The 21,835-nt window shown below is 69.6% G+C and carries 19 protein-coding genes; 6 read left to right on the forward strand and 13 right to left on the reverse strand.

Annotated features, from left to right (window positions below; all coding sequences use genetic code 11):
* Positions 1–7: 7 nt before the first annotated feature.
* The 5 genes from ACGFR7_RS31860 to ACGFR7_RS31880 form a co-directional block, all read right to left on the reverse strand.
* Complete coding sequence (locus ACGFR7_RS31860) at positions 8–931, reverse strand: LLM class F420-dependent oxidoreductase (protein WP_393325917.1); 924 nt, start codon at positions 929–931, stop codon at positions 8–10.
* 346 nt (positions 932–1,277) lie between these two features.
* The gene (locus ACGFR7_RS31865; protein WP_393325851.1) at positions 1,278–1,733 is read right to left on the reverse strand and encodes a DUF6099 family protein; all 456 of its coding nucleotides are present in this window, start codon (positions 1,731–1,733) and stop codon (positions 1,278–1,280) included.
* A gap of 511 nt (positions 1,734–2,244) precedes the next feature.
* A complete protein-coding gene (locus tag ACGFR7_RS31870) occupies positions 2,245–2,604 on the reverse strand; it encodes a nucleotide pyrophosphohydrolase (protein WP_393325852.1) in 360 nt (119 codons plus the stop codon).
* Positions 2,601–4,100 carry a biotin transporter BioY gene (locus ACGFR7_RS31875; protein ID WP_393325854.1) on the reverse strand — a complete coding sequence of 500 codons (1,500 nt, stop codon included), beginning with the start codon at positions 4,098–4,100 and terminating at the stop codon, positions 2,601–2,603. Before ACGFR7_RS31875 ends, ACGFR7_RS31870 begins: the two co-directional genes overlap by 4 nt.
* A gap of 54 nt (positions 4,101–4,154) precedes the next feature.
* Positions 4,155–4,544, reverse strand: a complete 390-nt coding sequence (locus tag ACGFR7_RS31880) for a cell division protein SepF (protein WP_393325856.1) — start codon at positions 4,542–4,544, stop codon at positions 4,155–4,157.
* Positions 4,545–4,763: 219 nt separating this feature from the next.
* On the opposite strand from ACGFR7_RS31880, the gene ACGFR7_RS31885 reads away from it, so the two are divergent.
* The 4 genes from ACGFR7_RS31885 (at position 4,764) to ACGFR7_RS31900 (ending at position 8,833) form a co-directional block, all read left to right on the forward strand.
* Positions 4,764–5,924 carry a magnesium and cobalt transport protein CorA gene (locus ACGFR7_RS31885; RefSeq protein WP_393325858.1) on the forward strand — a complete coding sequence of 387 codons (1,161 nt, stop codon included), beginning with the start codon at positions 4,764–4,766 and terminating at the stop codon, positions 5,922–5,924.
* A 177-nt stretch (positions 5,925–6,101) separates the two neighbouring features.
* Positions 6,102–6,377 carry a hypothetical protein gene (locus tag ACGFR7_RS31890; RefSeq protein ID WP_393325860.1) on the forward strand — a complete coding sequence of 92 codons (276 nt, stop codon included), beginning with the start codon at positions 6,102–6,104 and terminating at the stop codon, positions 6,375–6,377.
* Positions 6,378–6,697: 320 nt separating this feature from the next.
* Positions 6,698–7,885 carry a glycosyltransferase gene (locus ACGFR7_RS31895; protein WP_393325861.1) on the forward strand — a complete coding sequence of 396 codons (1,188 nt, stop codon included), beginning with the start codon at positions 6,698–6,700 and terminating at the stop codon, positions 7,883–7,885.
* A gap of 303 nt (positions 7,886–8,188) precedes the next feature.
* Positions 8,189–8,833, forward strand: a complete 645-nt coding sequence (locus ACGFR7_RS31900; RefSeq protein ID WP_393325863.1) for a TetR family transcriptional regulator — start codon at positions 8,189–8,191, stop codon at positions 8,831–8,833.
* Between the two features lie 170 nt (positions 8,834–9,003).
* On the opposite strand, the gene ACGFR7_RS31905 is transcribed toward ACGFR7_RS31900, so the two are convergent.
* The 5 genes from ACGFR7_RS31905 to ACGFR7_RS31925 all read right to left on the reverse strand — a co-directional run bounded on the left by ACGFR7_RS31905 (position 9,004) and on the right by ACGFR7_RS31925 (position 16,439).
* On the reverse strand, positions 9,004–10,542 hold the full coding sequence (locus ACGFR7_RS31905; protein ID WP_393325865.1) for a DUF2079 domain-containing protein: 1,539 nt from the start codon (positions 10,540–10,542) through the stop codon (positions 9,004–9,006).
* Between the two features lie 552 nt (positions 10,543–11,094).
* Positions 11,095–11,958 carry an ABC transporter permease gene (locus ACGFR7_RS31910; protein WP_393325867.1) on the reverse strand — a complete coding sequence of 288 codons (864 nt, stop codon included), beginning with the start codon at positions 11,956–11,958 and terminating at the stop codon, positions 11,095–11,097.
* Positions 11,918–12,904, reverse strand: coding sequence for an ATP-binding cassette domain-containing protein (locus tag ACGFR7_RS31915; protein WP_393325919.1), 987 nt, complete (start codon positions 12,902–12,904; stop codon positions 11,918–11,920). Before ACGFR7_RS31915 ends, ACGFR7_RS31910 begins: the two co-directional genes overlap by 41 nt.
* Positions 12,905–13,570: 666 nt before the next feature.
* On the reverse strand, positions 13,571–15,244 hold the full coding sequence (locus ACGFR7_RS31920) for a PTS ascorbate transporter subunit IIC (protein ID WP_393325869.1): 1,674 nt from the start codon (positions 15,242–15,244) through the stop codon (positions 13,571–13,573).
* Positions 15,245–15,563: 319 nt separating this feature from the next.
* Positions 15,564–16,439, reverse strand: coding sequence for a PTS sugar transporter subunit IIA (locus ACGFR7_RS31925; RefSeq protein ID WP_393325871.1), 876 nt, complete (start codon positions 16,437–16,439; stop codon positions 15,564–15,566).
* Positions 16,440–16,617: 178 nt separating this feature from the next.
* Here ACGFR7_RS31925 and ACGFR7_RS31930 point away from each other — a divergent pair, with 178 nt between their 5' ends.
* On the forward strand, positions 16,618–17,694 hold the full coding sequence (locus tag ACGFR7_RS31930; protein WP_393325873.1) for a hypothetical protein: 1,077 nt from the start codon (positions 16,618–16,620) through the stop codon (positions 17,692–17,694).
* 114 nt (positions 17,695–17,808) lie between these two features.
* Positions 17,809–18,030 (forward strand): hypothetical protein, encoded by a 222-nt coding sequence (locus ACGFR7_RS31935; RefSeq protein WP_393325875.1) that lies wholly within the window; start codon positions 17,809–17,811, stop codon positions 18,028–18,030.
* 387 nt (positions 18,031–18,417) lie between these two features.
* On the opposite strand, the gene gntA is transcribed toward ACGFR7_RS31935, so the two are convergent.
* The 3 genes from gntA to ACGFR7_RS31950 all read right to left on the reverse strand — a co-directional run bounded on the left by gntA (position 18,418) and on the right by ACGFR7_RS31950 (position 21,763).
* Positions 18,418–19,128, reverse strand: a complete 711-nt coding sequence (gene gntA / locus ACGFR7_RS31940) for a guanitoxin biosynthesis heme-dependent pre-guanitoxin N-hydroxylase GntA (RefSeq protein ID WP_393325877.1) — start codon at positions 19,126–19,128, stop codon at positions 18,418–18,420.
* 241 nt (positions 19,129–19,369) lie between these two features.
* Entirely contained in the window at positions 19,370–20,068 is a 699-nt protein-coding gene (locus tag ACGFR7_RS31945) for a class I SAM-dependent methyltransferase (RefSeq protein WP_393325879.1), read from the reverse strand.
* Between the two features lie 834 nt (positions 20,069–20,902).
* Positions 20,903–21,763 (reverse strand): RNA polymerase sigma factor SigF, encoded by an 861-nt coding sequence (locus ACGFR7_RS31950; RefSeq protein WP_393325881.1) that lies wholly within the window; start codon positions 21,761–21,763, stop codon positions 20,903–20,905.
* Positions 21,764–21,835 lie beyond the last annotated feature (72 nt).

Raw genomic sequence — 21,835 nt, forward strand, 5'->3', positions numbered from 1 at the left:
TCGGCCGTCAGCTCAGCTGGGACTGCACCTGCGCGGAGATCAGCTCGAGATGGTCGAGATCATCCAGGTCCAGCATCTGCAGGTAGACACGGGACGCCCCGATGGCGGCGTAGCGCCCGATCTTGTCGACGACCTCGGCAGGTGAGCCCGCCAGGCCGTTGGCCTTCAGTTCATCGACGTTCCGCCCGATGGCCGCGGCCCGTCGTGCCACCTCGGCATCGCTCCTGCCGACACAGGCCACGAGCGCATTGGAGTACACCAGCTCATCGCCCTTGCGCCCGGCGGCTTCAGCGGCCGCCCGCACCCGTCCGAACTGGCGCTCGCTGTCTTCGAGCGAGGCGAAGGGGATGTTGAACTCATCGGCGAACTGTGCCGCCAGCCGCGGTGTCCGCGTGGCACCGTGTCCGCCGACCAGCACCGGCACCTTGCCCTGGACGGGCTTGGGCAGCGCGGGCGAATTCTCCAGCCGGTAATAGGCCCCGTCGTAGTTGAACTCCTTTCCTGCCTCGGTGGCCCACAGGCCGGTGACAATCGCCAGCTGCTCTTCCAGCCGCGCGAACTTCTCCTTGGGGAACGGAATGCCGTAAGCCTTGTGCTCCTCCTCGAACCAGCCGGCACCGAGGCCGAGTTCCACCCGGCCGCCGGACATCTGATCGACCTGCGCCACCTGGATGGCCAGCACGCCCGGAAGCCGGAAGGTGCCCGCCGTCATGAGCGTCCCGAGACGGATGCGCTTGGTTTCACGGGCCAGTCCCGCCAGGGTGATCCAGGCGTCCGTCGGTCCGGGCAGCCCGTCGACATTGCCCATCCGGAGATAATGATCCGAACGGAAAAACGCGTCGAAGGCAAGGTCCTCAGTCGCTTTGGCGACCTTCAGAAGACTGTCGTAGGAAGCCCCTTGCTGGGGCTCGGTGAAAATGCGTAGCTCCATACCTCCATCCTGCGCTCCGGACGGCGAACCAACCGTCGGAGGCGTATCGATGCACCGGTCGGTTGATGCACCGGTCGGTTGATGCACCGGTCGGTTGATGCACGGGCCGGTTGTTGCACGGGCCGATTGTTGCGCCGGCCGTTTGATGCGCCGGCCGTTTGTTGCACTGGCCGGGCAAGCCAGATCAGGTGAGCCCGTCCTATTTCGGCACCGCCGAAGGCGAGAAGACGAGGGGCGGCAAGACGAGTGGCACCGGCGGGCACGGGGGCGAACGGCGACCGGCAGTGGAAGGCGAAGGCGAATGGCAGTGGAGCGGTGCGGGCAGTGACGGTGGTCTACTTCTGCTTCAGGCAGGATTCCGGTCGCGCACCTCCAGCTTCTCCAGTATCCCGGCCACGCGGTCTCTCGCTTCGTCGACCGTGTCCATCGCCTCCACGCACGTCCAGTACATCCCCTCCTCATCAGCGAGCAACACCACGCCCACCAGCGCTTCGCACACTTCCCGCAGCAGTCGGCACAGGCCGGTCAATGCCTCCTTGACGTCCCGCACCTCGGACAGCTGAGCCGCCCGCAACCCACCGGTGACCGATGCCGGGCACAGCAGTCCCCCGCTGAACCGCCCGCCCGCGTCGCCCAGCCCTCGGGCTCTGGACCGCACTTCGTACGGCCCGAATATCGCGAGATGACTGCCGATCGCCTCCGCCAAGGCCTGCGCCTGCCATGCCTCGACGATCACTGTCTGCACCGTGTTCGCCTCGGCCAGACCGCGCCGGCTTGCCGCGATGATCCGCACCGCGTCCATCCGCTCCCTCCTCTCCCCATCATTCGCGTGCACCTTGCACTCTTTCCACTACCCAGAGTGAGGGTGAACACCCAAAAAAGCCAGGGGAATTCGCAAATCTGTGGACAAGCGAGGCGATGTGGAAAGATCCATGACTCCATAGAGTAATGAAGGGTGGCCTCGACTCCACTCCCTCCCCGCGTGCCACAGCACCCCCACTTCCCACACGCCCTGCACAAGTCACGCGAAACGTCCGAAGAGGGGCGCCGCGGTGAACGTCAGCGTCTGAAGGAGGCGGCGGGAGCGGGCAGCGGGAGGAGCGGCGCCGGCCGGACACCTGGACCGCGTCCGGGCCGAAACCAGGACCGGGGCCAGGACCACCCGGGGCCAGGCCGGCACCAGCCCCGGAAGAAGCCAGGAACACCGACGGGCGGGAACCGCCGCCCCCGCCCGCCAGTTCCCGCCCACTCTTGGCCGCCCGCCCCTGGCCGCCCGACCCTCCCGGCTCGGCTCGCCCTCCCCGCTCGGCCCGCTACTCCTCCCCCTCCCGCGGGCGATCGGGCCGCGCCGAGCGGACCGCCGGGAACCGCGACTCATTGCGCTCGATCTTTGCGGCGAGCGCCGCCAGGGCGTCGATCCCCAGCGCCTCGCAGAACTGCAGCAGATACGCCAGGACGTCCGCGACCTCGTCCTCGACCCGGCCGGACTTCCGCGGGTCCGACATCACCTTCGCCGACTCCTCCGGCGTCAACCACTGGAAGATCTCGACGAGTTCCGCAGCCTCGACGCTCAGCGCAGCGGCCAGGTTCTTGGGCGTGTGGTACTGCTGCCAGTCCCGCGCGGCCGCGAACTCGGCCAGTCGTCGCTGCAGCGCATGAAGATCCTCACTCATGCCTCTAGGTGTAGCACCTGTACACCGGGCAGCCCGTCGGCGACCGAGGGATCCCGCACCGTCCCCAGCAACCGCACATGTCCGCGCTCGGTCATCCGCACGGCCAGTGACACCAGCTCGCGGGCCTGCCTGGGGTCCATACAGCGATCCATCCCGTCCGCCATGACCGTCATCTGCTGACGGGCCGACGGGACCTCCCCGACCGGATCCATGGCCAGTACGTCCGGCCCGGTGAGCAGCACCAGTGCCAGCGCGAGAAACCGCAGCTCACCATCGCCGAGCTGCTCGACGGGCAGCTCCCCCAGTTCACCCCGGTCCAGTACGGCCCGCACACCCGCCACGCCGCCGGCCCCCTGTACGCCGTGCGGCCCCGCGGAGCCACCGCGCCCCGCCGCCGCAGGAGGGCCGGCGGCCCCGTCTCCCGTCCCGCCCGGCTGCCAGGGCACCGCACGCAGCCCTTCGACGGGACCGGCACACGCCTCCCGCACCGCCGCGACCAGCACCGCATGCCGCCGCGCACACTCCAGGCTCGTACGCTGCAACACCATGGGCAGGTTGTCGCAGGACGGCCGCAGCCGCCCTTCGTCCCGCGGCTCCCCCGCCTCACGGCCCCAGCCGCCCGCCTCACCACCGCTCGTCTTGCGCGCCCGTGTACCCCAGGCTCCCGCAGCTCCTCCGGCAATGCCCGCCCCGCCGGCCCCCCTCGCCCTCCCCGGCGCGCTCACCGCTTTCCCTCGCCCGGCTCCCGCACCGCTCCCACGCGCCGCGGCGGCACGTCCGGCACGCCCCGCACCGGAACCCCCACCGTCCGCACTTCGTCCGTCGCCCTCACCGACCACGCCCGCACCGCCCGTACCGCGCGTCCCAGCGCCCCGCATGACCTCCGGCCGCGGGTCGCACACGAACACCGACCGCAGTGCGACCACGACCTGCTCCGCCGCGGCCAGCACCAGCCGCTGCCCCGCCGTTTTGCCCGCGACCCGCAACGGCAGCAGGGAGGTGCCGAGCCGGTCGTCGGGCAGTGGCGCGCGGGTCACGGGAGTCGCACCCGCCGTGTGCCAGGCAGCCTGGACGGCCGGACGGGTGGGGTCGGTGAGTGCGGTGGTCAGCAGCGTCTCGCCGCCGCCGGTCAACCGCTCGCCGACGATCCGCAGTTCGGGCTCGGCCTGAACGGCGAGATCGAGGCTGACGGGGCCGGCCGGGCCGTTGACCGTGCAGCCGATGCGGAAACCGCGCCGCCCCTGTTCGTCGGGGTGCGCCCCGGCCGGCACACAGGCCGCAGGGTTGCCGGCCACCTCTCCCACCGCCCGTGCGAGCGACTCCCCGCTGCCGAGCCGGGCGAGGATTTCGTACGCCTGCAGCGCACTGGACTTGCCACTGCCGCTCCCCCCGCTCAACAAGGTCAGCGGGGAGAGCGGCAGGGTGACGCCGCGATGGGACTTGAAGGCGGACAGCCGTAACTCCGTGACCGCCGGCCGCACACTGTCGGAATTCATGAAGGGACGCTATGCAGCGCCCGGCCGGAGAACCGTTACGCCCAACAGCTCTTCCTACGAACGGGGGACACTTCCCGCCACCTCTTCCGCGACCTCGGTGCCGGTCGGCGCCAGCAGGAAGACATTGGTGTCCACGCGGTGCATCCCGCTGCCGAGACCGAAGACGACTCCGCTGGAGAAGTCCAGGATGCGCTTGGCGACATCACCGTCGGCGCTGCTGAGGTCCAGCAGGACCGGGATCTGCGCCATCAGGTACTCGGCGACCTCACGGGCGTCCGCGAAGGTCTGGACGCGAATGACGATGAACCGCCGCGCCTCCTCGGCCGGCTCCTCCTCGGGGAGGGCACGGTGGTCGGGCCAGGAAGGCCATTCACTGCTGCCGCGGAGCGGGACGACCTCGGCCAGCCCTTCCCACTGCTCGTCGGTGGCATCGGGGCCGTTCACCGAATCACCTCGCCCGGGAGAGTGTTGGCTGTCTGCGGTATCTGCATCGCACAATTCTAGGGATAAACACACAAACCTCGGCGGACGTGCCACACGCCGCGGCACGCCCCGCTCCATCCTGCACCATGCCCGCTGACCTGTTCCGACATCTCCGGCAGATATCCTCCGTCGAGATTCTGTGTGCCCGTTCATCCCCGTGTGACGGAGGTTGGTGCTGTCGTGGGGTCCGAACCTCCCGGTCGTCGGCCGCGTGGTCTGCGCGGCCTGCGCAAGCCCGCCAAGAAGCGCCCCGCCGGGCCCTCGCCCGCCCGGGCCACGGACGCCTCCGACACGGCGGGGCAGCCCCCTGCCGAAGCCGCCGGCAGCGTCATCAATGCCGTCCTCTACCGCGACGGCCACCGGGTCAGCACCCATGACACGCTCGCCGAGGCCTTCCGGCAGCAGCGCGCCACCTCCGGCACTCTCGCCTGGATCGGCCTGCACCGCCCCAGCCGCGACGAACTGCTCGCCCTGGCCACGGAGTTCGACCTCCACCCCCTCGCCGTCGAGGATGCCCTGGAGGCCCACCAGCGCCCCAAGCTGGAGCGCTACGGCGGCACTCTCTTCGTCGTCCTGCGCGCCGCGCGCTATCTCGACGACCCCGAGGAAGTCGACTTCGGCGAGCTGCACGTCTTCGTCGGCCGCGACTTCGTGATCACCGTGCGGCACGGCGGCGCCCCCGACCTCTCGGCCGTACGCGCACGCATGGAGGACACCCCCGAACTCCTCAAGCGCGGCCCCGAAGCCGTTCTCTACGCCATCCTCGATGCCGTCGTCGACGGCTATGAGCCGGTCGTCGCCGGCGTCCAGAACGACATCGACGAGATCGAGACCGAGGTCTTCGGCGGCGACCCCCGAGTTTCGAGGCGCATCTACGAACTCTCCCGTGAGGTGGTCGAGTTCCAGCGCGCCACCCGTCCGCTGAACGGCATGCTGGAGGGCCTGACCGCGGGTTTCGAGAAGTACGCCATCGACGAGGAGCTGCGCCGCTATCTGCGCGACGTGGCCGACCACGTACTGCACACCACGGACCGTGTGGACGGCTTCCGGCAGGCCCTGCAAGATATCCTCGCCGTCAACGCCACCCTGGTGAACCAGCAGCAGAACGCCGAGATGCGGGCGCTGGCCGAAGCCGGCTTCGAACAGAACGAGGAGATCAAGAAGATCTCCTCATGGGCGGCGATCCTCTTCGCCCCCACCTTGGTGGGGACCATCTACGGCATGAACTTCGACAGCATGCCGGAGTTGCACTGGGTGTTCGGCTACCCCTTCGTCATCGTCCTCATGGCGATCGTGTGCACCAGTTTGTACTTCGTCTTCAAGCGGCGGGACTGGCTCTGAGACCGGTGCTCCCCCTGGTCTCGCCGCCGGGTCCTCCGCCGGCCGGTCACACGGAATCGCCCTCGGATGCACCGCGCCCCTCAGCCGCGCGTGTCGCTCCGCGAGCCGGAGCAGTTGGCTCCTCGCGGATCTCGGCGGCGGTGGGAACGGCAGCCCCGGACAGATGCGGATCACTGTATGAGCCCCCGCTACACCGGACGCCACAGCGGCGGGCGTACTCACGACGCGAACGCTCCCGAGGTGCCGCCGCCCCGGCCTCCGAGGCTTGCCGCCAGGACCGTTGACCGTCGCAAGGCCAAGAAGTTCGTCCTGTGGGTGGGGCTTGCCGCCGGCCTCGCGCTCTCACTGACTGTCCTCAGCGGGCTGACGCCAGGCTATGACGCGATGGACCACCCGCCCGGCGGCTGGTGCCTGGACAACTCAGCCACCTGTGTGCACCGCGGACAGCCCTAGGGGGAAGGGAAAACCCCTAACCAGCAGAGCAATTGAGTAGTCGAGCTCCCGAGCGGCCGAGCACCCCGCCGGCCTCGGCGGGGTCCCGCCTGGCCTGCTCATCGTGATCACGCCCGCGGCCTGCGGACCCCGCGGGCCGACGTACCGGCCCAGTCACCTGCGGGCCAGGTGCGCGCGGGGTCCCGCCGGCGGCGGGCCGAACGGGCACGAACGGCGAGTGATAGGTTCTCAACAAGCGTTTATTTTTGAGCAGTCAGCCGTGAAACCCGCGGCGAGGCCCACCCCGTGGCGCCTGCACCGCTTCGTGGAGAGCGAGCATCATGCGCATCCTCATCACCGCACAGGCAATCTATTCGCACCTCGCCCCCCTGGTACTGCCGGTGGCGGAGAGAGCCCAAGAGGCCGGCCATGAGGTGGCCGTCGCCACGGGCGCCGACGTGGTCCAGCACATAGAGAAGCGCGGGCTCACCGCGCTGACGTTGCCCCATATGGTGTCGATGGGGGAGGCGCTGCGGGACGGCACGCTCCCGCCCCCGCCGGGCATGGAGAAGGCCGGCTCCGTGACCGTTGAGCTGGCGCCGGAATTCTTCGCCGCGGCCTTCGTCGGGCGCCTCGCCACGGACAGCGTCCCCGACCTCCTCGACGTGGCGAAGAGCTGGCAACCGGACCTGATCCTCCACGAGTCGACCGAGTACGGCGGCTATCTGGCGGCGGAAATCCTCGGCATCCCACACGGCGCCCTGGACATCGGGCCGATGGCGCCCTATGCCCACCCCGCCGTGACGGAGGAGCTCAACCGGCAGCGGGAGAAATTCGGCCTGTCGCCGGTCACCGACGCCTGGCACCCGTTCCGCGCCTTCCGCGCCGGAGTCGTTCCGGAGGACTTCTACCCCACGGACAGCCGGCTGCCCGGCGCCCGCTACTACCAGGTCCCCGCCGGGTCGGCACAGGGCGGCCTCGATCCGGAGATCGCCCAACTCGACACGGACCGGCCGCTCGTCCTCGCCACCCTCGGCTCGAACGCTACCCGGCTTCCCGGCGGCGCCCACACGCTGCTGGATACCATCATCGAGGCCCTTGGGGAGCTGCCGGTCACCGGCGTCGTGGCCCTGGGAGCCGACCGCGACCCGCGGCAGTGGGACGGACCACGCCGCGACAACGTCCATCTGACGTCGTTCGTCCAGCAGGAACTGCTGCTCCGGTCCAGCGATCTGTTCCTCACGCATGCCGGCTTCAACGGCACCCGGGAGGCGCTGGCCGCCGGAGTCCCCATGGTGGCCGTACCGCTGTTCGCGGAGCAGTCCCACAATGCCTCCCGGCTCGAGCAGTTGGGCGTCGGAACCCGGATGAATGTCCAGGACGTGACACGCGACGCGCTGGCCGCGGCGCTGCGCAACGTTCTCGATGACCGCTCCTACCGGTCCCGCGCCCAGGGGCTCCAGCGCCGGTCCCACGCGCTGCCGGACCTCGGCCAGCTGGTGGAGGACGCGGCAGCGCTGGCCGCCTGAGCCGGACGGCTCTCGCCCGTACACCACCACGTTTTGACGGTTTTGCCGGACCGTTCCGTCTCGCTCCGGCCGCTGGGACAGGCTCCAGCGGCCGGAGCGGGAGGGTGGCGAGGCGGGCCTTTCCCGTGCGCGGGCGCCCCCGGCTCGTCCCTTCCCCTCGGAACCTTCCGATCCGCCGTTCCTCCTGCGAAGCTTTCCGATCTGCCGTTCCTCTGCGAAGCTCCCGGTTCGCCGTTTCCAAGGCCCCGGCGCTGCCCGGAGGTGCTTGTAGCATCAGGACCGGCACCGGAAAGGGGACCTACTTTGACCTGCGCCGATGCAGCGACGAATGCGCCCGGACAGGCCGCGCGGCGCACGTCCGGTTCGGGGGGCCCGGCCGAGGAGGCAGCCCTTCCGGAGCGCAAGGGCGAGCGCACGCGTCGGCGCATCCTGACGGCCGCACGACGGAAGTTCGCGGAGGTCGGCTACGAGCGCGCGACCATCCGCGCCATTGCGACCGAAGCCGACGTGGACAAGTCCTCCGTGATCCAGTATTTCGGCAGCAAGCAGGCCCTGTTCCGTGAGGCCGTCCACTGGCAGATCCCCCATGACGAACTCACCACCAGCGACCCCGGCCAGACGGTGGAGAACCGCCTGCGCGGCATGCTGGACACCTGGGCGGCGGATCCGGACAGCCCCATGGCGGTGCTCCTGCGGACGAGCATGACGAGCGACGAAGCGGCAGAGTTGCTGCGCCGGCATATGACCGTGCAGGTCACCGATCACATCGCAGCCACCATCGATGCCCCCGACGCGCGGCTGCGTGCCGCGCTGTTCAGCGCGATCATGATAGGGGTCGCCGCCCAGCGCTATCTGCTGCACCTGCCCGACCTGGCCGAGGCGGACGTCGAGGACATCGTGCGGATCACCACTCCCCTGCTCCGCAGCCTCGTCGCTCCGGACGCCTGAGCCACTTCCACTCCGCGGTCAGCCAACTCCGCCGTCAGCCACATCCCTGAGACCCGCCGCCAGGCCCGTCCGCCAGGCCCATCCGTCAGCCCCACGCCTGGCCCGCGATGAGGCCCGCGACTCCGCATTCTTGTGGAGTCGCCGAGGGGGCCCGGGAGGCGGCGCCGGCGCTATCGCCTGCGCAGCAGGGTGATCCCGTCCTCCTCGGCGACCTGGACGTAGCCATGGGCACGGTAGAGGCGCAGCATGCGGTGGGTCCGTTCCACCGGGCAGGGGGTTTTGACGGTCGGGTCGTGACGGTCCGAGACCACCCAGCGCGGCGGATGCGCCGGGAGGGCGGTGGGGGCGGCGGGATCGGGGCCGGTGCCGAAGCAGACCAGGCTGACGGTGGTGCGTCCGGTCAGCATCGGTGCCAGGCGGTTCGAGGAGGCGACGGTGTCCCCGTCGGGTATGCGGCTCAACAACCGCTCTGCCGTACGGACATGTGCCGGGGTCCGCCAGGCCGAGGGGAGGACCAGGTCGTGGAGCGGATAGACCGCGGCCGTGACGGCGGTGAAGGCGGCGGCGAAGGCAAGGACCTTACGGCGTCTGCGGGGCGGCACGATATCCGGCCGCCGGTGGAGCACATCGATGAGACCGGCGAATATGAGCGGCATCAGGATCGCGTTGTAATGGAAATTCGGCTGCCAATAGTGCTCGTTGCCGGCCAGCAGCCGCCACGCGAGAGTGGGTACGCACAGCAGCGTCAGGGGGGACCGCAGGCCGAGGAATGCGGTGGGCGCGGCCAGCATGAACAGCAGCAGCCACTTCATCGGCGGCCAGAGCACGTGCAGTCCGGCGGACGCAAGAGCGGCGAAGCTGCCCGACGAGGAGGCCGCCTCACCCGGCATCTGGTGCCAGTAATCGAAGCCACCGCGGGGATTCATGGCAGGCAGAAGAACGAGAATTTCCACCGCTGTGCCCGCCACGCCGAGAAATGCCACAACAACGCCGAGCAGGAGGGGGAAGCGCCGCCGCTCCGCGGGGTGGTGAGCCCGGTCCCCGGGTTCGTGACGCCGGTCCCCGGGATCGTCACGCCCGTCCTTGGATTGCTGGCGCCGTTCCTCGGAATGGGCACACCGTTCCAGGGAAGTGTGCCGCCACTCGCGCAGCCCCTGCCATGCGATATAGCCGCCGATGGCGGCGAGCGTGAGCCCGAGGTCCTCTTTCACCAAGAGAAGCGGGAGCGCCCACGCTGCCGCCGTCCCCCAGCGCCGCTGTCCGAGGGCGGTCACGCCGAATGCGAGGAGCGGAACCGCGAAGCATATTTCGTGGAAGTCCTTGGCGACTCCCGCGACGAGGCCCCAGGAGGCGCCCAGTCCGCAGCCCACCACCAGGCCGGTGACCGGTCCGACAGCCCGGTGCGCCCAGCGGGTGAGGGGAAAACAGGCGAGTGCCATCAGCGCGGCCTGCACCACGAGCAGCGTCACGCCGCTGGGGAAGAGCCGGTAAAGGGGGGCGATGAGCACCAGGATGGGGTGAAAGTGGTCTCCGAGGAGGTGAAAACCCGGTCCCTTGAGTTCCACAATCGGAGCCTGGCCGTGTGCATAGGCACGAATCGCCTGCTCGAATATCCCCAGGTCGTAGCCGGCATTGAGCATGCGGTCATTCCGCAGCACCGACACCAGGGTGTACAGCACAAAAAATGCCGCGGTGACGGTCCACCCCATGGCCCGGGGGCCTGGTAGATGTCGACCGAACGCGGCACCGGCATCCGAGACTTGGCGATCCGAGGGTATTCGGAAAGACCAGGTTCCTCTGATCCGCCAGGACCGCTCGGACCGCTCCAACCGCTCCGTCGTTTCCACCCTCGCACCCACCGTCTTCGACTCGGCAAAAGGAACACGATGTACTGCCCCGGCGGAAAGACGCAGTGGGCCGGCAAAGCAGTGCTACCGGCGGCGGCGATTCACTCCCGTTCCGGTTCGTCCGGACGGCGGTACGACCGCGGGAACGCATCCCGCGTGAGTGTAACGCCGGGTCCGCAGGGAGAGTTCTTGGCGATGCGCGGTGCGGCGCCCGGCGCCCGGCGCCCGGCGCGCGGTGCGCGGTGCGCGATGTGCGGTGCGCGGTGCGCGGTGCGCGATGTGCGGTGCGCGGTGCGCGGTGCGCGGTGTGCGGCGCCCGGTACGCGATGTGCAGCGCATGGTACGCGGAGCACGGTCGCCTACGGGCGAGGGGATGTGACGGGGCGGGTGAGGTGACCGGCGGGTGATGTGGTGTCAGCGGGCCAGGCGGCCCAGGAGCGAGGAGGCAGCGGCGATGCCCAGTACGGCGGCGGCCACCAGGACGGTGAAGTCCAGAGCCAGATGGGCGTGGGTTCCCAGGAGCAGGCCGCGGAGGGCATCGACCTGGTAGCTCAGGGGGTTGATCCTGCTGACCGTCTGGAGCCAGCCAGGCATGATCGCCACCGGGTAGAGGGCGTTGGAGGCGAAGAACAACGGCATGGTGATGGCCTGGCCGATACCCATCAGGCGGTCGCGGGTGAGCACGATCCCGGCGATCGTCATGGACAGGCACGAGAAGAAGGCCGAGCCGAGGACCACCGCGACGCCGACGGCCAGGAGCCGTAGCGGGTTCCAGGTCATGGCCACACCGAGCAGTGCGGCGATGACGATCACCACGACCGCCTGGATCAGCGCCTTCACTCCGGCGGCGAAGGCCTTTCCGGCGATCAGAGCCGAGCGCGGGGTGGGCGTGACCAGCAGTTTGGTGAGGATGCCGGCGTCCCGCTCCCAGATGATCATGATGCCGTAGAAGATCGCGATGAACATGGCCGACTGGGCGATGATGCCGGGCGCCAGATAGTCGATGTACGGGGTGCCGCCGGTCGGGATGGCCTTGATACGGGTGAAGGTCTCGCCGAAGACCAGGAGCCACAGGGCGGGCTGGACGGCGCGGGTGTAGAGCTCCGTCCGGTCATGGCGCAGCTTTTGCAGTTCGACCACGCACATGGCGATGACCCTGGCGGGCAGCACCCGCCAGCCGGTGCGGGCCCGCGGCGGTACCAGCAGCAGGTCCAGGCGGCCGGGGCCGGTGGCCGGTTCAGCCGACTCGGTGTGCGGTGCGGCGGGTGCTTCGGACATCTCGGAAGTCTCCTGACTGCTCGTCGAGGCCGCTGCCGGCGACGTCCCGGAAGACGTCCTCCAGCGTCGGTACGGCATCGGACGAGCCCGAGGGGGCCGATGAGGAATCGGAGGAAGAAGAGGAAGAGGAGGGAGAGGAGGGAGAGGAGGGAGAGGAGGGAGAGGAGGGAGAGGAGAGGGACGAGTCCGATGAGGCGGCGGCTGGTGCGGGGGCGGCCGAAGGACTCGGTGCCGTGGGGGCGGTGGGCGAAGCCGCGGCCGCGCGGCGGCGGTCACGCAGGGCGGCCCGGAGCTCGTCGGGGGTGCCGAGGGCGCGGATCCGGCCGCGGTGCATCAGGGCGAGGCGGTCGCAGTACTGGTCGGCCTCGTCCATATAGTGCGTGGTCACCAGGACGGTCATACCGGTGGCGGCCCGTACGGCGTTGATGTGCTGCCAGACGCTGGTGCGGGCGATCGGGTCGAGGCCGATCGTCGGCTCGTCGAGCATCAGCAAACGGGGTGCACTGACCAGTGCCTGGGCGAGTTCGAGGCGGCGGATCATGCCGCCGGAGTACGTCTTGGCGAGCCGGCCCGCCGCATCGGTGAGTCCGACGGCCTCCAGTGCCTGGGTGACACGTGCGGCGCGCTCACGGCGCGGGACATCGAAGACCCGGGCGAACAGGGCGACGTTCTCGCGACCGGTCAGCCCGGCATCCGCGGACAGCTGCTGCGGTACGTACCCCAGCAGCCGGCGCACCGCCATCCGCTCCTTCGCCGCGTCGTGCCCGAAGACCCGCACCATGCCGGAGGGGACGGGCAGGAGGGTGGTGATACAGCGGATCGCGGTGGTCTTGCCCGCGCCATTGGGGCCGAGCAGGCCGAAGACCTCGCCGGGGCGGACGGAGAGGTCGACCCCGTCCACGGCCTTGGTCTCGCCGAAGGCGTAGCGCAGGGCCCGGCAGGTCACGGCGTCGGGGGCGGTCGCATCCGCGGCGGGGGCGGTCGCATCCGCGGCGGGGGCGGTCGCATCCGCGGCGGGGGCGGTCGCATCCGTGCTGGGAGCGGTCGCATGCGGGCCTGGGGCGGTCTCGTACGGGCCGGGGGCGGTCGCATCGGCGCTGGGTGCGGTCGTGTGTGGGCCGGGAGCGCTCTCCTCCGGGCCGTAGGCGGTCGCAGGCGAACCGGGCCCGGCCGTATGAGGTCTCGGAGCCTTTGGTGCGTGAGGCTCGCCGGCCGGCCCGGCGCGGCCGGACGTCCGCTCCGGCCTTTCTTCGTCGTCGCAGGTCATATGCGCTCCGCCTCCTCGTGCAGGTGGTGGGCGAGCCTGCGCAGGGCAGGAAGGGCCGCCGGCGGCGGATCAGCCGCTGGACACCGGCCGGCACATCGGCCGCCGGGTCGGGGAACTCCCCTGCAGCCATGCTCCGGATTTTAGCTCTGCGGGCAGGCAGTGGCCCCGGACGCGCGCGGAGCGGTCATCGAACGGCCCAGCCGGGAGCCGGGCCGGTCCGTGCCGTGCCGTGAGGTGCCGTGTCGTAACCGTGCCGTGCCGTGCCGTGCTGTGCCGTGCCGTGAGGTGTCCTGCGGTGCCGTGTCGTGCCGTACGCACGGGGAGCCTGCGCCGGTACGGTCCGGCTCAGCCGTCCGCGGGTGGCGGTGGCGGGGTCGGCGCCCCCGCCGGCGGCGCGATCTTCACAGGGACCGGGACCGGGACCGGAACCGAGGCCGACGCCGTGCCGGACGGCGCGGATGACGCGGATGACGCGGATGACGCGGATGACGCGGATGACGCGGATGACGCGGACGGCATCGGTGCCACGGATGCCGTGGATGCCGTGGATGACGCGGATGCCGTGCCCCGCAGGAAGGCATCACGGCGGGCGCCCGGGTCCCAGCCGGTGTCCACGACCCGCTTCTGGAAGAGGATCGCCGCCCCCAGGAGCACCGCGCCCAGAGCCAGCATCACGATGGTGCCGCCGGTGGCGCCCGCCTTGGCGGCATTGCCGATCAGAGTGCCGAACCAGCCGAAGTCGGCATCGCCGAACGTGGTGTTCTCCCTGCCGAACGCACCGAGCACCTTGAGCAGCAGCGCGGGCAGGAACGTGATCAGCACACCGTTCAGGAAGGCACCCACGACCGCACCGCGCCGGCCACCGGTGGCATTGCCGTAGACACCGGCCGCTCCCCCGGTGAAGAAGTGCGGTACGAGCCCCGGCAGGACCAGCGCGAGACCGAGCGCCGGATGGCCCACCCAGGTCAGCAGGGCGAGGCTGACCAGTCCGCCGACGAAGCTGGCGAGAAAGCCGATGAGCACCGCGTTCTGCGCGTACGGGAAGACGATCGGGGCGTCGAGGGACGGCACCGCGCCCGGTACGAGCTTGCCGGCGATCCCCTGGAACGCCGGGACCAGTTCGCCCAGGATCGTCCGGACGCCGAAGAGGATCACCGCGACCGCGATCCCGAACTGCAGTCCCTGCATGACGGACTGCATCACGTAGTTCCCGAGGTCGCCGGCCGCGCTGCCGCCGTCGGCCGCGAACGCCTTGAACGCCGTCGCCCGGCCCGCCCGGGCCAGATAGACCAGCGACATGATGACGTAGATCAGCACCATGGACAGCGCCGTGGCGACCATCGAGTCCCGCAGAAAGCGCAAGCCCTCGGGCAGCTTCATGTCCTCCGTGCTGCGGCTGCGCTTGCCGACGAGTTGTCCGGCGGCGCCCGCCACGATGTAGCCGGCGGTGCCGAAGTGGCCGATGGCGATGCTGTTGTTACCGGTGATGCGCTTGGTCCAGGGGTGTGCGAAGGCGGGCATCGCGACCAGCAGAATGCCGAGCAGTAGTCCCCCTACGACCACCACGCCCAGTGAGGAGCGGCCGGAGGTGGCGAGGACCATGGTCAGCAGGGTGGCCATGAACAGCATGTGATGCCCGGTCAGGAACACATACCGCAGTGGGGTGAAGCGGGCCAGCATCAGCGCGACCGCAAAGCCGAGGATCATCAGCCAGGCGACGCGGGCGCCGAACTGCGCCTGGGCGATGCCGACGATCGCCTCGTTGGTCGGGATCACCCCATGCGCCCCGGTCGCGCCCTGGATCATGCCGCCCAGCGGGCCGAGAGAGCTGACCACCAGCCCCGCCCCGGCGCCGATCAGCAGAAAGCCGAGCGTTGCCTTGATCGCACCTCCGGCCACCTGGCCCGCGGTCTTCTTCAGCGCGATCAGACCGGCCGCCGTGATCAGGCCGATCAGATACGCGGGTTGGCTGAGGATCTCGTTCACGAGAAACGTGGCGAGGGATATGAGCCAGTCCATGGGTGTGGTCCGTCCTCCCGGCTTCCGTCGATGGGGCGTCGTTGTGTCAGGTGTCAGACGTGGGGTGTCAGACGTGGGGTGTCAGGCATCGGGTCTCAGGCATCGGGTCTCAAGCACCGGGTGCCAAGCGACGGCTGCCGGCGGCCGTTCCCGGACGCCGCGCTCCGTTGCCACGCTCCGTTGCCACGCTCAGTTGCCGCGCTCCGTTGCCACGCTCAGTTGCCGCGCTCCGTTGCCGTGCCCAGTTGGCGTACTCCGTTCCGTGCCCAGTTGGCGTACTCCGTTGCGCGTGCCCAGTTGCCGTGCTCAGGCTCCGTACTCACACGTCATAGGTGTCGCGGAGGATCCGGTCGACCTCGGTACCACTGGTGAAGTCCTTGACGATCTTTACCGGTACGCCGACCTCACCCAGCGTCCTGGCGATCTCCCGGGAGGTGAGGATCGCGACGGCCTCGGATGCCTTGCCCTTGGCCGAGATGGTGTCGGTCGCTTCCACCGTCACATGTCGGGACCAGCCCCAGCGGTCGAGTACCTGCTCCAGTGTGCTCTTCAGGAACAGGCTGGTGCCCACGCCATTGCCGCACACGGTAAGGATCTTGTGCACTGCCCGCGGGGCGGCGCCGGGCTGCTCGCGTACGGCTTCCTCGTGCACGGCCGGCCCGGAAACGGCCTGCTCGCCCCGCGGCCGGTCATCGCATGCGCCATCGCCATCGCCATCACCATCGCCAGCCCCATCGCGCCCTCCCTCCGGCCCGGCCAGCACCGCATGCAGCGCGTCAGGACCGGCCGCGTCCTGCAGAGCCTGCGCCGTCGCCGGGTCGGCCAGCAACTGCGCGAGTGCCGCCATCGCCGCCGTATGCGCCCCGGAGTCCTCGGCGGCGAGTCCCACGACCAGATGCACCGGGTCATTCGACTCATGACCGAACTCCACCGGTTGCGCCAGGCGGACCCAGGACATCCCGGTCCGGAGCACGGCGGGCGAGGGACGGGCATGGGCGAACGCGAAGCCCGGCGCGATGACGAGATACGGCCCGTTCTCCTCGACATTGCGGATCATCTCCGCGGTGTAGGCATCGGTGGTCGCACCCGTCTCCACCAGCAGCCCACCCGCCGTACGTATCGCTTCCCGCCAGTCCGCCACCCGGACATCGAGGCGTACGGCCGCCTGCGGGAGAAGATCATTCAGCGCTGCCATGGCAGGGGACTCTACATACGCCCAGGTGACCGCGCACGGGTGCGGAAGCAGGAATTCCGAGGGATTTCCCCGGAACTGCCGCCCCGGCAAGCGGCCTTGACAGTCACTTGCGGGCGGAGAAGCCTGTTCTTTCGGCAGTTGCCGGATGTCGGGGGATACCGGGGGAATCGGGGGACTCATGGTGAGGTACACCTCTGCGCACGCGACGCACGAGACGGCGGCGGACACGGACGCTCGACCGGCGCACGACAGGAGCCGGACCGCCACCACCACCCGCCCGACGCAGCCCGCACGGAGGCCGCGCCTCAGCTGCCGGGCCGCCGTCCTGAGCGCGGCAGCACTCGCTCTCTCGCTGCCGCTTGCGGCCTGTGCGTCGCCTTCGGACGGGGAAGGCAAGGGATCGGGGGACGGCCCCAGCAGCTCCGCGGCCGGTTCGGCGTACTCCCCCGGCCCGACACCGACCGTCGCTCCGGCCGCCTACCGCCGCGCGCTGGCCGCAGCTCTCGGGCCACTCGACAGCGCCCTGCACGCGGTCGACAGTGCGCACGACGGCGGGCCGCTGAACGGGGCCCTGGACGCGGCAGCAGCCAAGGCGGACACCACCGCCGGTGCCCTGCGATCAACCGCCACGCCGGACGACGCCCTTGCCGGGAACAGTCAACTCGCTTCCGCCCTGAATGCTTTGGCGCAGGACTTGCGGAGCGCCCGTGGCAGCGGCGGCCGCTGTGCTGCCTCACCGCGCGTCGCACTCGGCACGGCCCGGAGCCCGCAGAGCGTCAAGCTGGCCGGGCGCGCGCTGACCGCGCTGGGCTACGACGCAGCGCTGCGTCTGCCGCGTACGGAGCGGGCCCGGCACCGACGGCTCGCGAACGGTGCCTTCGTCCACGACGGCAGCCGGGGCGGTCTGGGGCGGCTGACCGTCAAGAACGGCACCGGCACCGACGCGGTGGTGACACTGACCCACGGCGCCCGGGCGGCGTTCTCCGTCTATGTGCGCAGCGGTTCCGAGGCGACCGTACGCGGCGTCAACAACGGTTCTTACACGGTGTACTTCACCACAGGTGAGGACTGGAGCGGGGCGAAGAGCTCCTTCACCCGCGAGTGCCGCTTCGAGAAGTTCGACGACAGGGCGGCCTTCCGGACGGTGCGGGTGGCGGGCGGAACGCAGTACACGGTGCTGACGTTCAGCCTGAACAAAGTGATCGGCGGAAACGCCGGCACGAGTGCGGTGCCGCCGGGCGAGTTCCCGTCGTAGCGGTGCTCGATGGGCCGTGAGCGAGGGGTGCCCCAGGGGGTGCTCAAGAAAGGGACAACGGGAAGGGGGCGGCCGGGAAGAGGAGCGCCCCAGGGGCTCGGTAGGGTGCGCCGGGTGGGCGACAGTACGTGGTGGACTCTGGCGATCGCGGCGGTGACCGGCGGCACGGCGGCGCTCGCCCTCCAGAAGGCGACGGGCCCCTTCTACACGGCCCTCACGGACGAGCCGTCCGGCGCCACCGGTCGTTGTGACGCCTTCGATGCCGCCTACCGCCCCTTCTGGGCGGCTCTGGAGGACTTCGAGGCGGCGGCGCGCACGGCCCACCAGACGGACTGAGCCGCCCGGCGGACGCCCGGGACGATGCGGCCGAGCCACCAGGGCCTCGCGCGCTGTTGCTCGTCAAGGGCTACGGCTCGCCGTCACCGCCGTCGCGCCCGTCATCGCCGTCGCCATGCCCGCTGCCCGCTATCTCCGTCGCTGTCGCCATCGCCATCGCCGTGGCACGGTCCGCACCCGCCGACCCTCCCACTCGGCACCCAGGCCACGCTCGACACCACCCTGGAACCCTGACCGTTCAGCCGGCCGTCGCCTGACTGTCGTCTGCCGGGTGACGGGCGGCGGGTGCCTTGTGACGGGTGACGGGTGACAGGTGACAGGTGACGGGTGACGGGTGACAGGTGACAGGTGACGGAGCCTATGGACAGAAACCCAACGCGGGCGTACTCACCGTCCGTGCTGGAGCAGCCCCTCGGTGAAGTCCTCGGTAGCCGGTTCGTGCCGCGAGGTGTAAGGGCACTTCCAGTCCTCCTCGGTGAACCGGCCCGAGAAGTGCCGCGCGGGCTGCTCGTATTCGTACTCGGTGAAACTCGGATTGACGGAGCCGTTGTTCTTGGCCTCACGCCTTCGGATCGCGCCCTGCATCGAGTAGAAATTCTCGCCGAGGAGCACGAACTGTGTGAGGGAATTGAAGGCGATTGCCGAGGTCGTGAAGCGCCGGCTCGCCCGGGACGAGCCGGGGTGCATCCCCACGACGAAAAAGGCGTGCCCGCCCGTGTGAAATCCGAAGTTGGGCCGGTCGGGGTCGGAGGAGGCACCCGTGTCCAGGCCGAAGATCCGGCTGTCGACATCGTGCATGAGTTGCAGATGTCGCCAGATGACCTCCTCGTAGGCGCGTTCGTCCACCAATCCGGGCTCGTCGAACGTCGCGACGAACGTACGGAAGCTCTGACCGGACAGCAGCGGACGGACTGCGTCGACGTACTCCACGAGGTCGCGGTGGTTTTCCTCCGCCGAGGCCTCGTCGCCCATTCTTCGATAGTGCCGGTGCGTGAGTGCTCGGCGCTTCACGGCGGCGCGTGCGCCCAGACAGCTGAACTCCCGCGTCTGAATGAATCGTTCCAGTTCGGTGCGTATCGCGGTGCCGGGTTCATTCATCGTCAGACCTTGGCTTGATCCAATGCTGGCCCCATGACAGTGCGGGGTGCCGGGGCGGTCGGCAAGGCACAAACAGGACGAAGAGCGAGGGGCGCAGGGCAAGGGGCGAAGGGGAACAGCCGAAGAAGCTCAGGCACTGTGGTTCACCAGTGCTGGGACAGGGTGTGGTGGCGACCGGAGCCGCCACCACAGGTGCGTACGCGGGGTGCCGTACGGACCCAGGGGATGCCGCCGAAGGCCCCTACGGCAGCGTGAAGAAGATCATCGGATTGTGATCGCTGTCCCGCACCGGCTCGTCGAGCCCCAATTCCTTCTTGACGGCGGCAAGTTGTTCGGTTACCTGCGGCGCCTTCGCCGTGGACGGCGTGAAGAACTCGATGTTCTGCTCGGCCAGCCACTTCACGATGACCGACCCTTCGCTGAACGGCTTGGGGCGCCGGCCGTGGAACACGTCGTGGACGCTGGTGGGCGTCCGCGGGGGGACGGCGGGGAACAGGTTCTCGATGTACCAGTGGGCAAAACGGGACCCGTGGTCCGCGTCGATGAAGAGGTAGTCCGTCTTGGCGGGGACCTTCTCCGGATGCTGCTGGATGTCGCCCTTCGTGAACGTCCAGCGGTCCGCGGAGAGTTCGTCCGGCACATTGCGTACCACGTTGTCGACGATGTCGAACGAGTACAGATGGCCGATCCCGTTGTCACGGAGGGCGCTGAGGATCCACATCGTGGACCAGCCGTAGAAGGTTCCGACCTCCACCACGACCTCGGGGCGCAGGTCGCGGAGGAGCAGATACGTCATCTCCGCCTCGTAGTCGTCGAGCTGCGCCTTCATCGACTTTCCCCGGTCCCGGAGGAATTTCCGCTGAGCGTCACGCACCACCCGCAGGTCGTCCTGGTACTTCGCGTACAGACCGCTGACGTGCTCGACAGTTATGGCTTCCACTGTTCCTCCACCGGGATATTGCGTACTGATGAGAACGGACACTGATACGGGGCATGCAAGGGGCGCGGGGGATGCAGGAAGACGCACCGGGGGAGGGAAGGACGCAAGGAGTGCCAAAGACAAGGGGCAGGAGCGTCATACTGCCTTGTGGCCGACCGATGGGGGCACGTGCTCCGCACGCCGCAAGACCGTGAGCAGCGCTCTCGCGCCATGAGACACACAGGGGCCGCCCGGGGCCTGCGGCGAGAGACCGGGGCGACGCCGAAGCCGGTACGACGCCGAAGCCGGGCCTGCCGCACGGGGCAAAGCCGATCGGCCAGGACGTGGTACCGAGGGGCATCGAGCCGAGATCATCGTCATGGAGCACGGTCTCGCCGGGTCGGCATGGAGGGTTCTCCCGCAGGGGCTCCCTCCCCCACCTCGCAGCACGCATAGCCGCCGTTCCCCCGCTCTTGCCCCGATCGAGAACCACCATAGCTTTTCGCAGCCGGTAACAGCATCACGCTCGAGAACCATTGGCGCGTAGCTCTCAGGTATGAGGAGCCACCAGAGAGGGCGCCGGCGCGGCCGCACACTCCGCTTTCGGGCAGCCGCCTGCGCACCACCGCGCCTCCGTACGCCGACCACGCAACTCCGGGTTGCCTCACCTCTCGCCGCAGCCAGGACGCCCCCTACGGCGCCCGGCGACCACGGCCGCAGCCGAGCCCCGAGCGCGCCCCCTCCCCTACGGCTGCCGCGCCCCTGCCCCACATGCCGCGGTCACGGGTGCGGGTACGGGCAAGGGCACAGGGAAGGGCTCGGGCACAGGGAGCTGCACAGGCACAGGCGCGGGAATCACCGCTCGGTGAACATCCCGGCGCGGAGCTTGGACAGCGTACGGGTGAGCAGCCGGGAGACATGCATCTGGGAGACCCCGAGCTCGGCACCGATCTGCGACTGGGTCATCTCCTGGCCGAAGCGCAGCTCGATCAGGCGCCGTTCGCGTGCGTCGAGCGTTTCGAGCAGCGGAGCCAGCACATGCAGGTCTTCAACGGCCTCCAGAGCCGGGTCGTTGTCCCCCAGCACATCGACGAGGGTCCGGCGCTGCTCGGAGGGGTCCGGGTCGGCGGGGGTGTCGAGCGAGCCGGCGGTGTAGCCGTTGGCGGCGACGATGCCCTCGATGACCTCTTCCTCCGACAGGTCGAGGTGGGCGGCCAGTTCACGGACCGTGGGGTCGCGGTCGAGGGTGGCGGCAAGGTGTTCCTTGGCCTTGGCCAGGTCGCTGCGCAGCTCCTGGAGGCGGCGGGGCACATGGACCGCCCAGCCGGTGTCGCGGAAGAACCGCTTGATCTCCCCCAGGATGTAGGGAACGGCGAAGGTGGAGAACTCCACCTCACGCGAGAGCTCGAACCGGTCGATGGCCTTGATCAGACCGATCGTGCCCACCTGGATGACGTCTTCCATGTCGTCACCGCGGTTGCGGTAGCGGCGGGCGACATAGCGCACCATCGACATGTTCATCTCGATGAGGGTGTTGCGCGCGTACTGGTACTCGTGCGTCCCCTCCTCGAGGACCTGGAGCCGCTCGAAGAACTGCTTCGACAACTCCTTTGCGTCGCGCGGGGCCACCTTCTGCGGTTGCGTCACCTCCGGCAGTACGGAGTCCGTGTCGGCATCCCGCTGCCCGGTCGTGGTCCCGCTCACGATGGTGGTCATCTCGCCTTCCCGCGCGCCCGGCACCCGCGGACGCTGCAGCGGCCGCCTACCCCGATCCCATGCCGCCATGCC

Origin of the sequence: Streptomyces sp. NPDC048516, from assembly GCF_043199875.1 — a bacterium.
In the GTDB taxonomy this organism is placed as follows: domain Bacteria; phylum Actinomycetota; class Actinomycetes; order Streptomycetales; family Streptomycetaceae; genus Streptomyces.

Bases quoted from the DNA above. Each gene is read 5' to 3' on its own strand.
- ACGFR7_RS31860 (WP_393325917.1), bottom strand. From the start codon at position 931: ATGGAGCTACGCATTTTCACCGAGCCCCAGCAAGGGGCTTCCTACGAC.
- ACGFR7_RS31865 (WP_393325851.1), bottom strand. From the start codon at position 1,733: ATGGACGCGGTGCGGATCATCGCGGCAAGCCGGCGCGGTCTGGCCGAG.
- ACGFR7_RS31870 (WP_393325852.1), bottom strand. From the start codon at position 2,604: ATGAGTGAGGATCTTCATGCGCTGCAGCGACGACTGGCCGAGTTCGCG.
- ACGFR7_RS31875 (WP_393325854.1), bottom strand. From the start codon at position 4,100: ATGAATTCCGACAGTGTGCGGCCGGCGGTCACGGAGTTACGGCTGTCC.
- ACGFR7_RS31890 (WP_393325860.1), top strand. From the start codon at position 6,102: ATGAGCCCCCGCTACACCGGACGCCACAGCGGCGGGCGTACTCACGAC.
- ACGFR7_RS31895 (WP_393325861.1), top strand. From the start codon at position 6,698: ATGCGCATCCTCATCACCGCACAGGCAATCTATTCGCACCTCGCCCCC.
- ACGFR7_RS31905 (WP_393325865.1), bottom strand. From the start codon at position 10,542: ATGGGGTGGACCGTCACCGCGGCATTTTTTGTGCTGTACACCCTGGTG.
- ACGFR7_RS31910 (WP_393325867.1), bottom strand. From the start codon at position 11,958: ATGTCCGAAGCACCCGCCGCACCGCACACCGAGTCGGCTGAACCGGCC.
- ACGFR7_RS31920 (WP_393325869.1), bottom strand. From the start codon at position 15,244: ATGGACTGGCTCATATCCCTCGCCACGTTTCTCGTGAACGAGATCCTC.
- ACGFR7_RS31925 (WP_393325871.1), bottom strand. From the start codon at position 16,439: ATGGCAGCGCTGAATGATCTTCTCCCGCAGGCGGCCGTACGCCTCGAT.
- ACGFR7_RS31930 (WP_393325873.1), top strand. From the start codon at position 16,618: ATGGTGAGGTACACCTCTGCGCACGCGACGCACGAGACGGCGGCGGAC.
- gntA (WP_393325877.1), bottom strand. From the start codon at position 19,128: ATGAATGAACCCGGCACCGCGATACGCACCGAACTGGAACGATTCATT.
- ACGFR7_RS31950 (WP_393325881.1), bottom strand. From the start codon at position 21,763: ATGACCACCATCGTGAGCGGGACCACGACCGGGCAGCGGGATGCCGAC.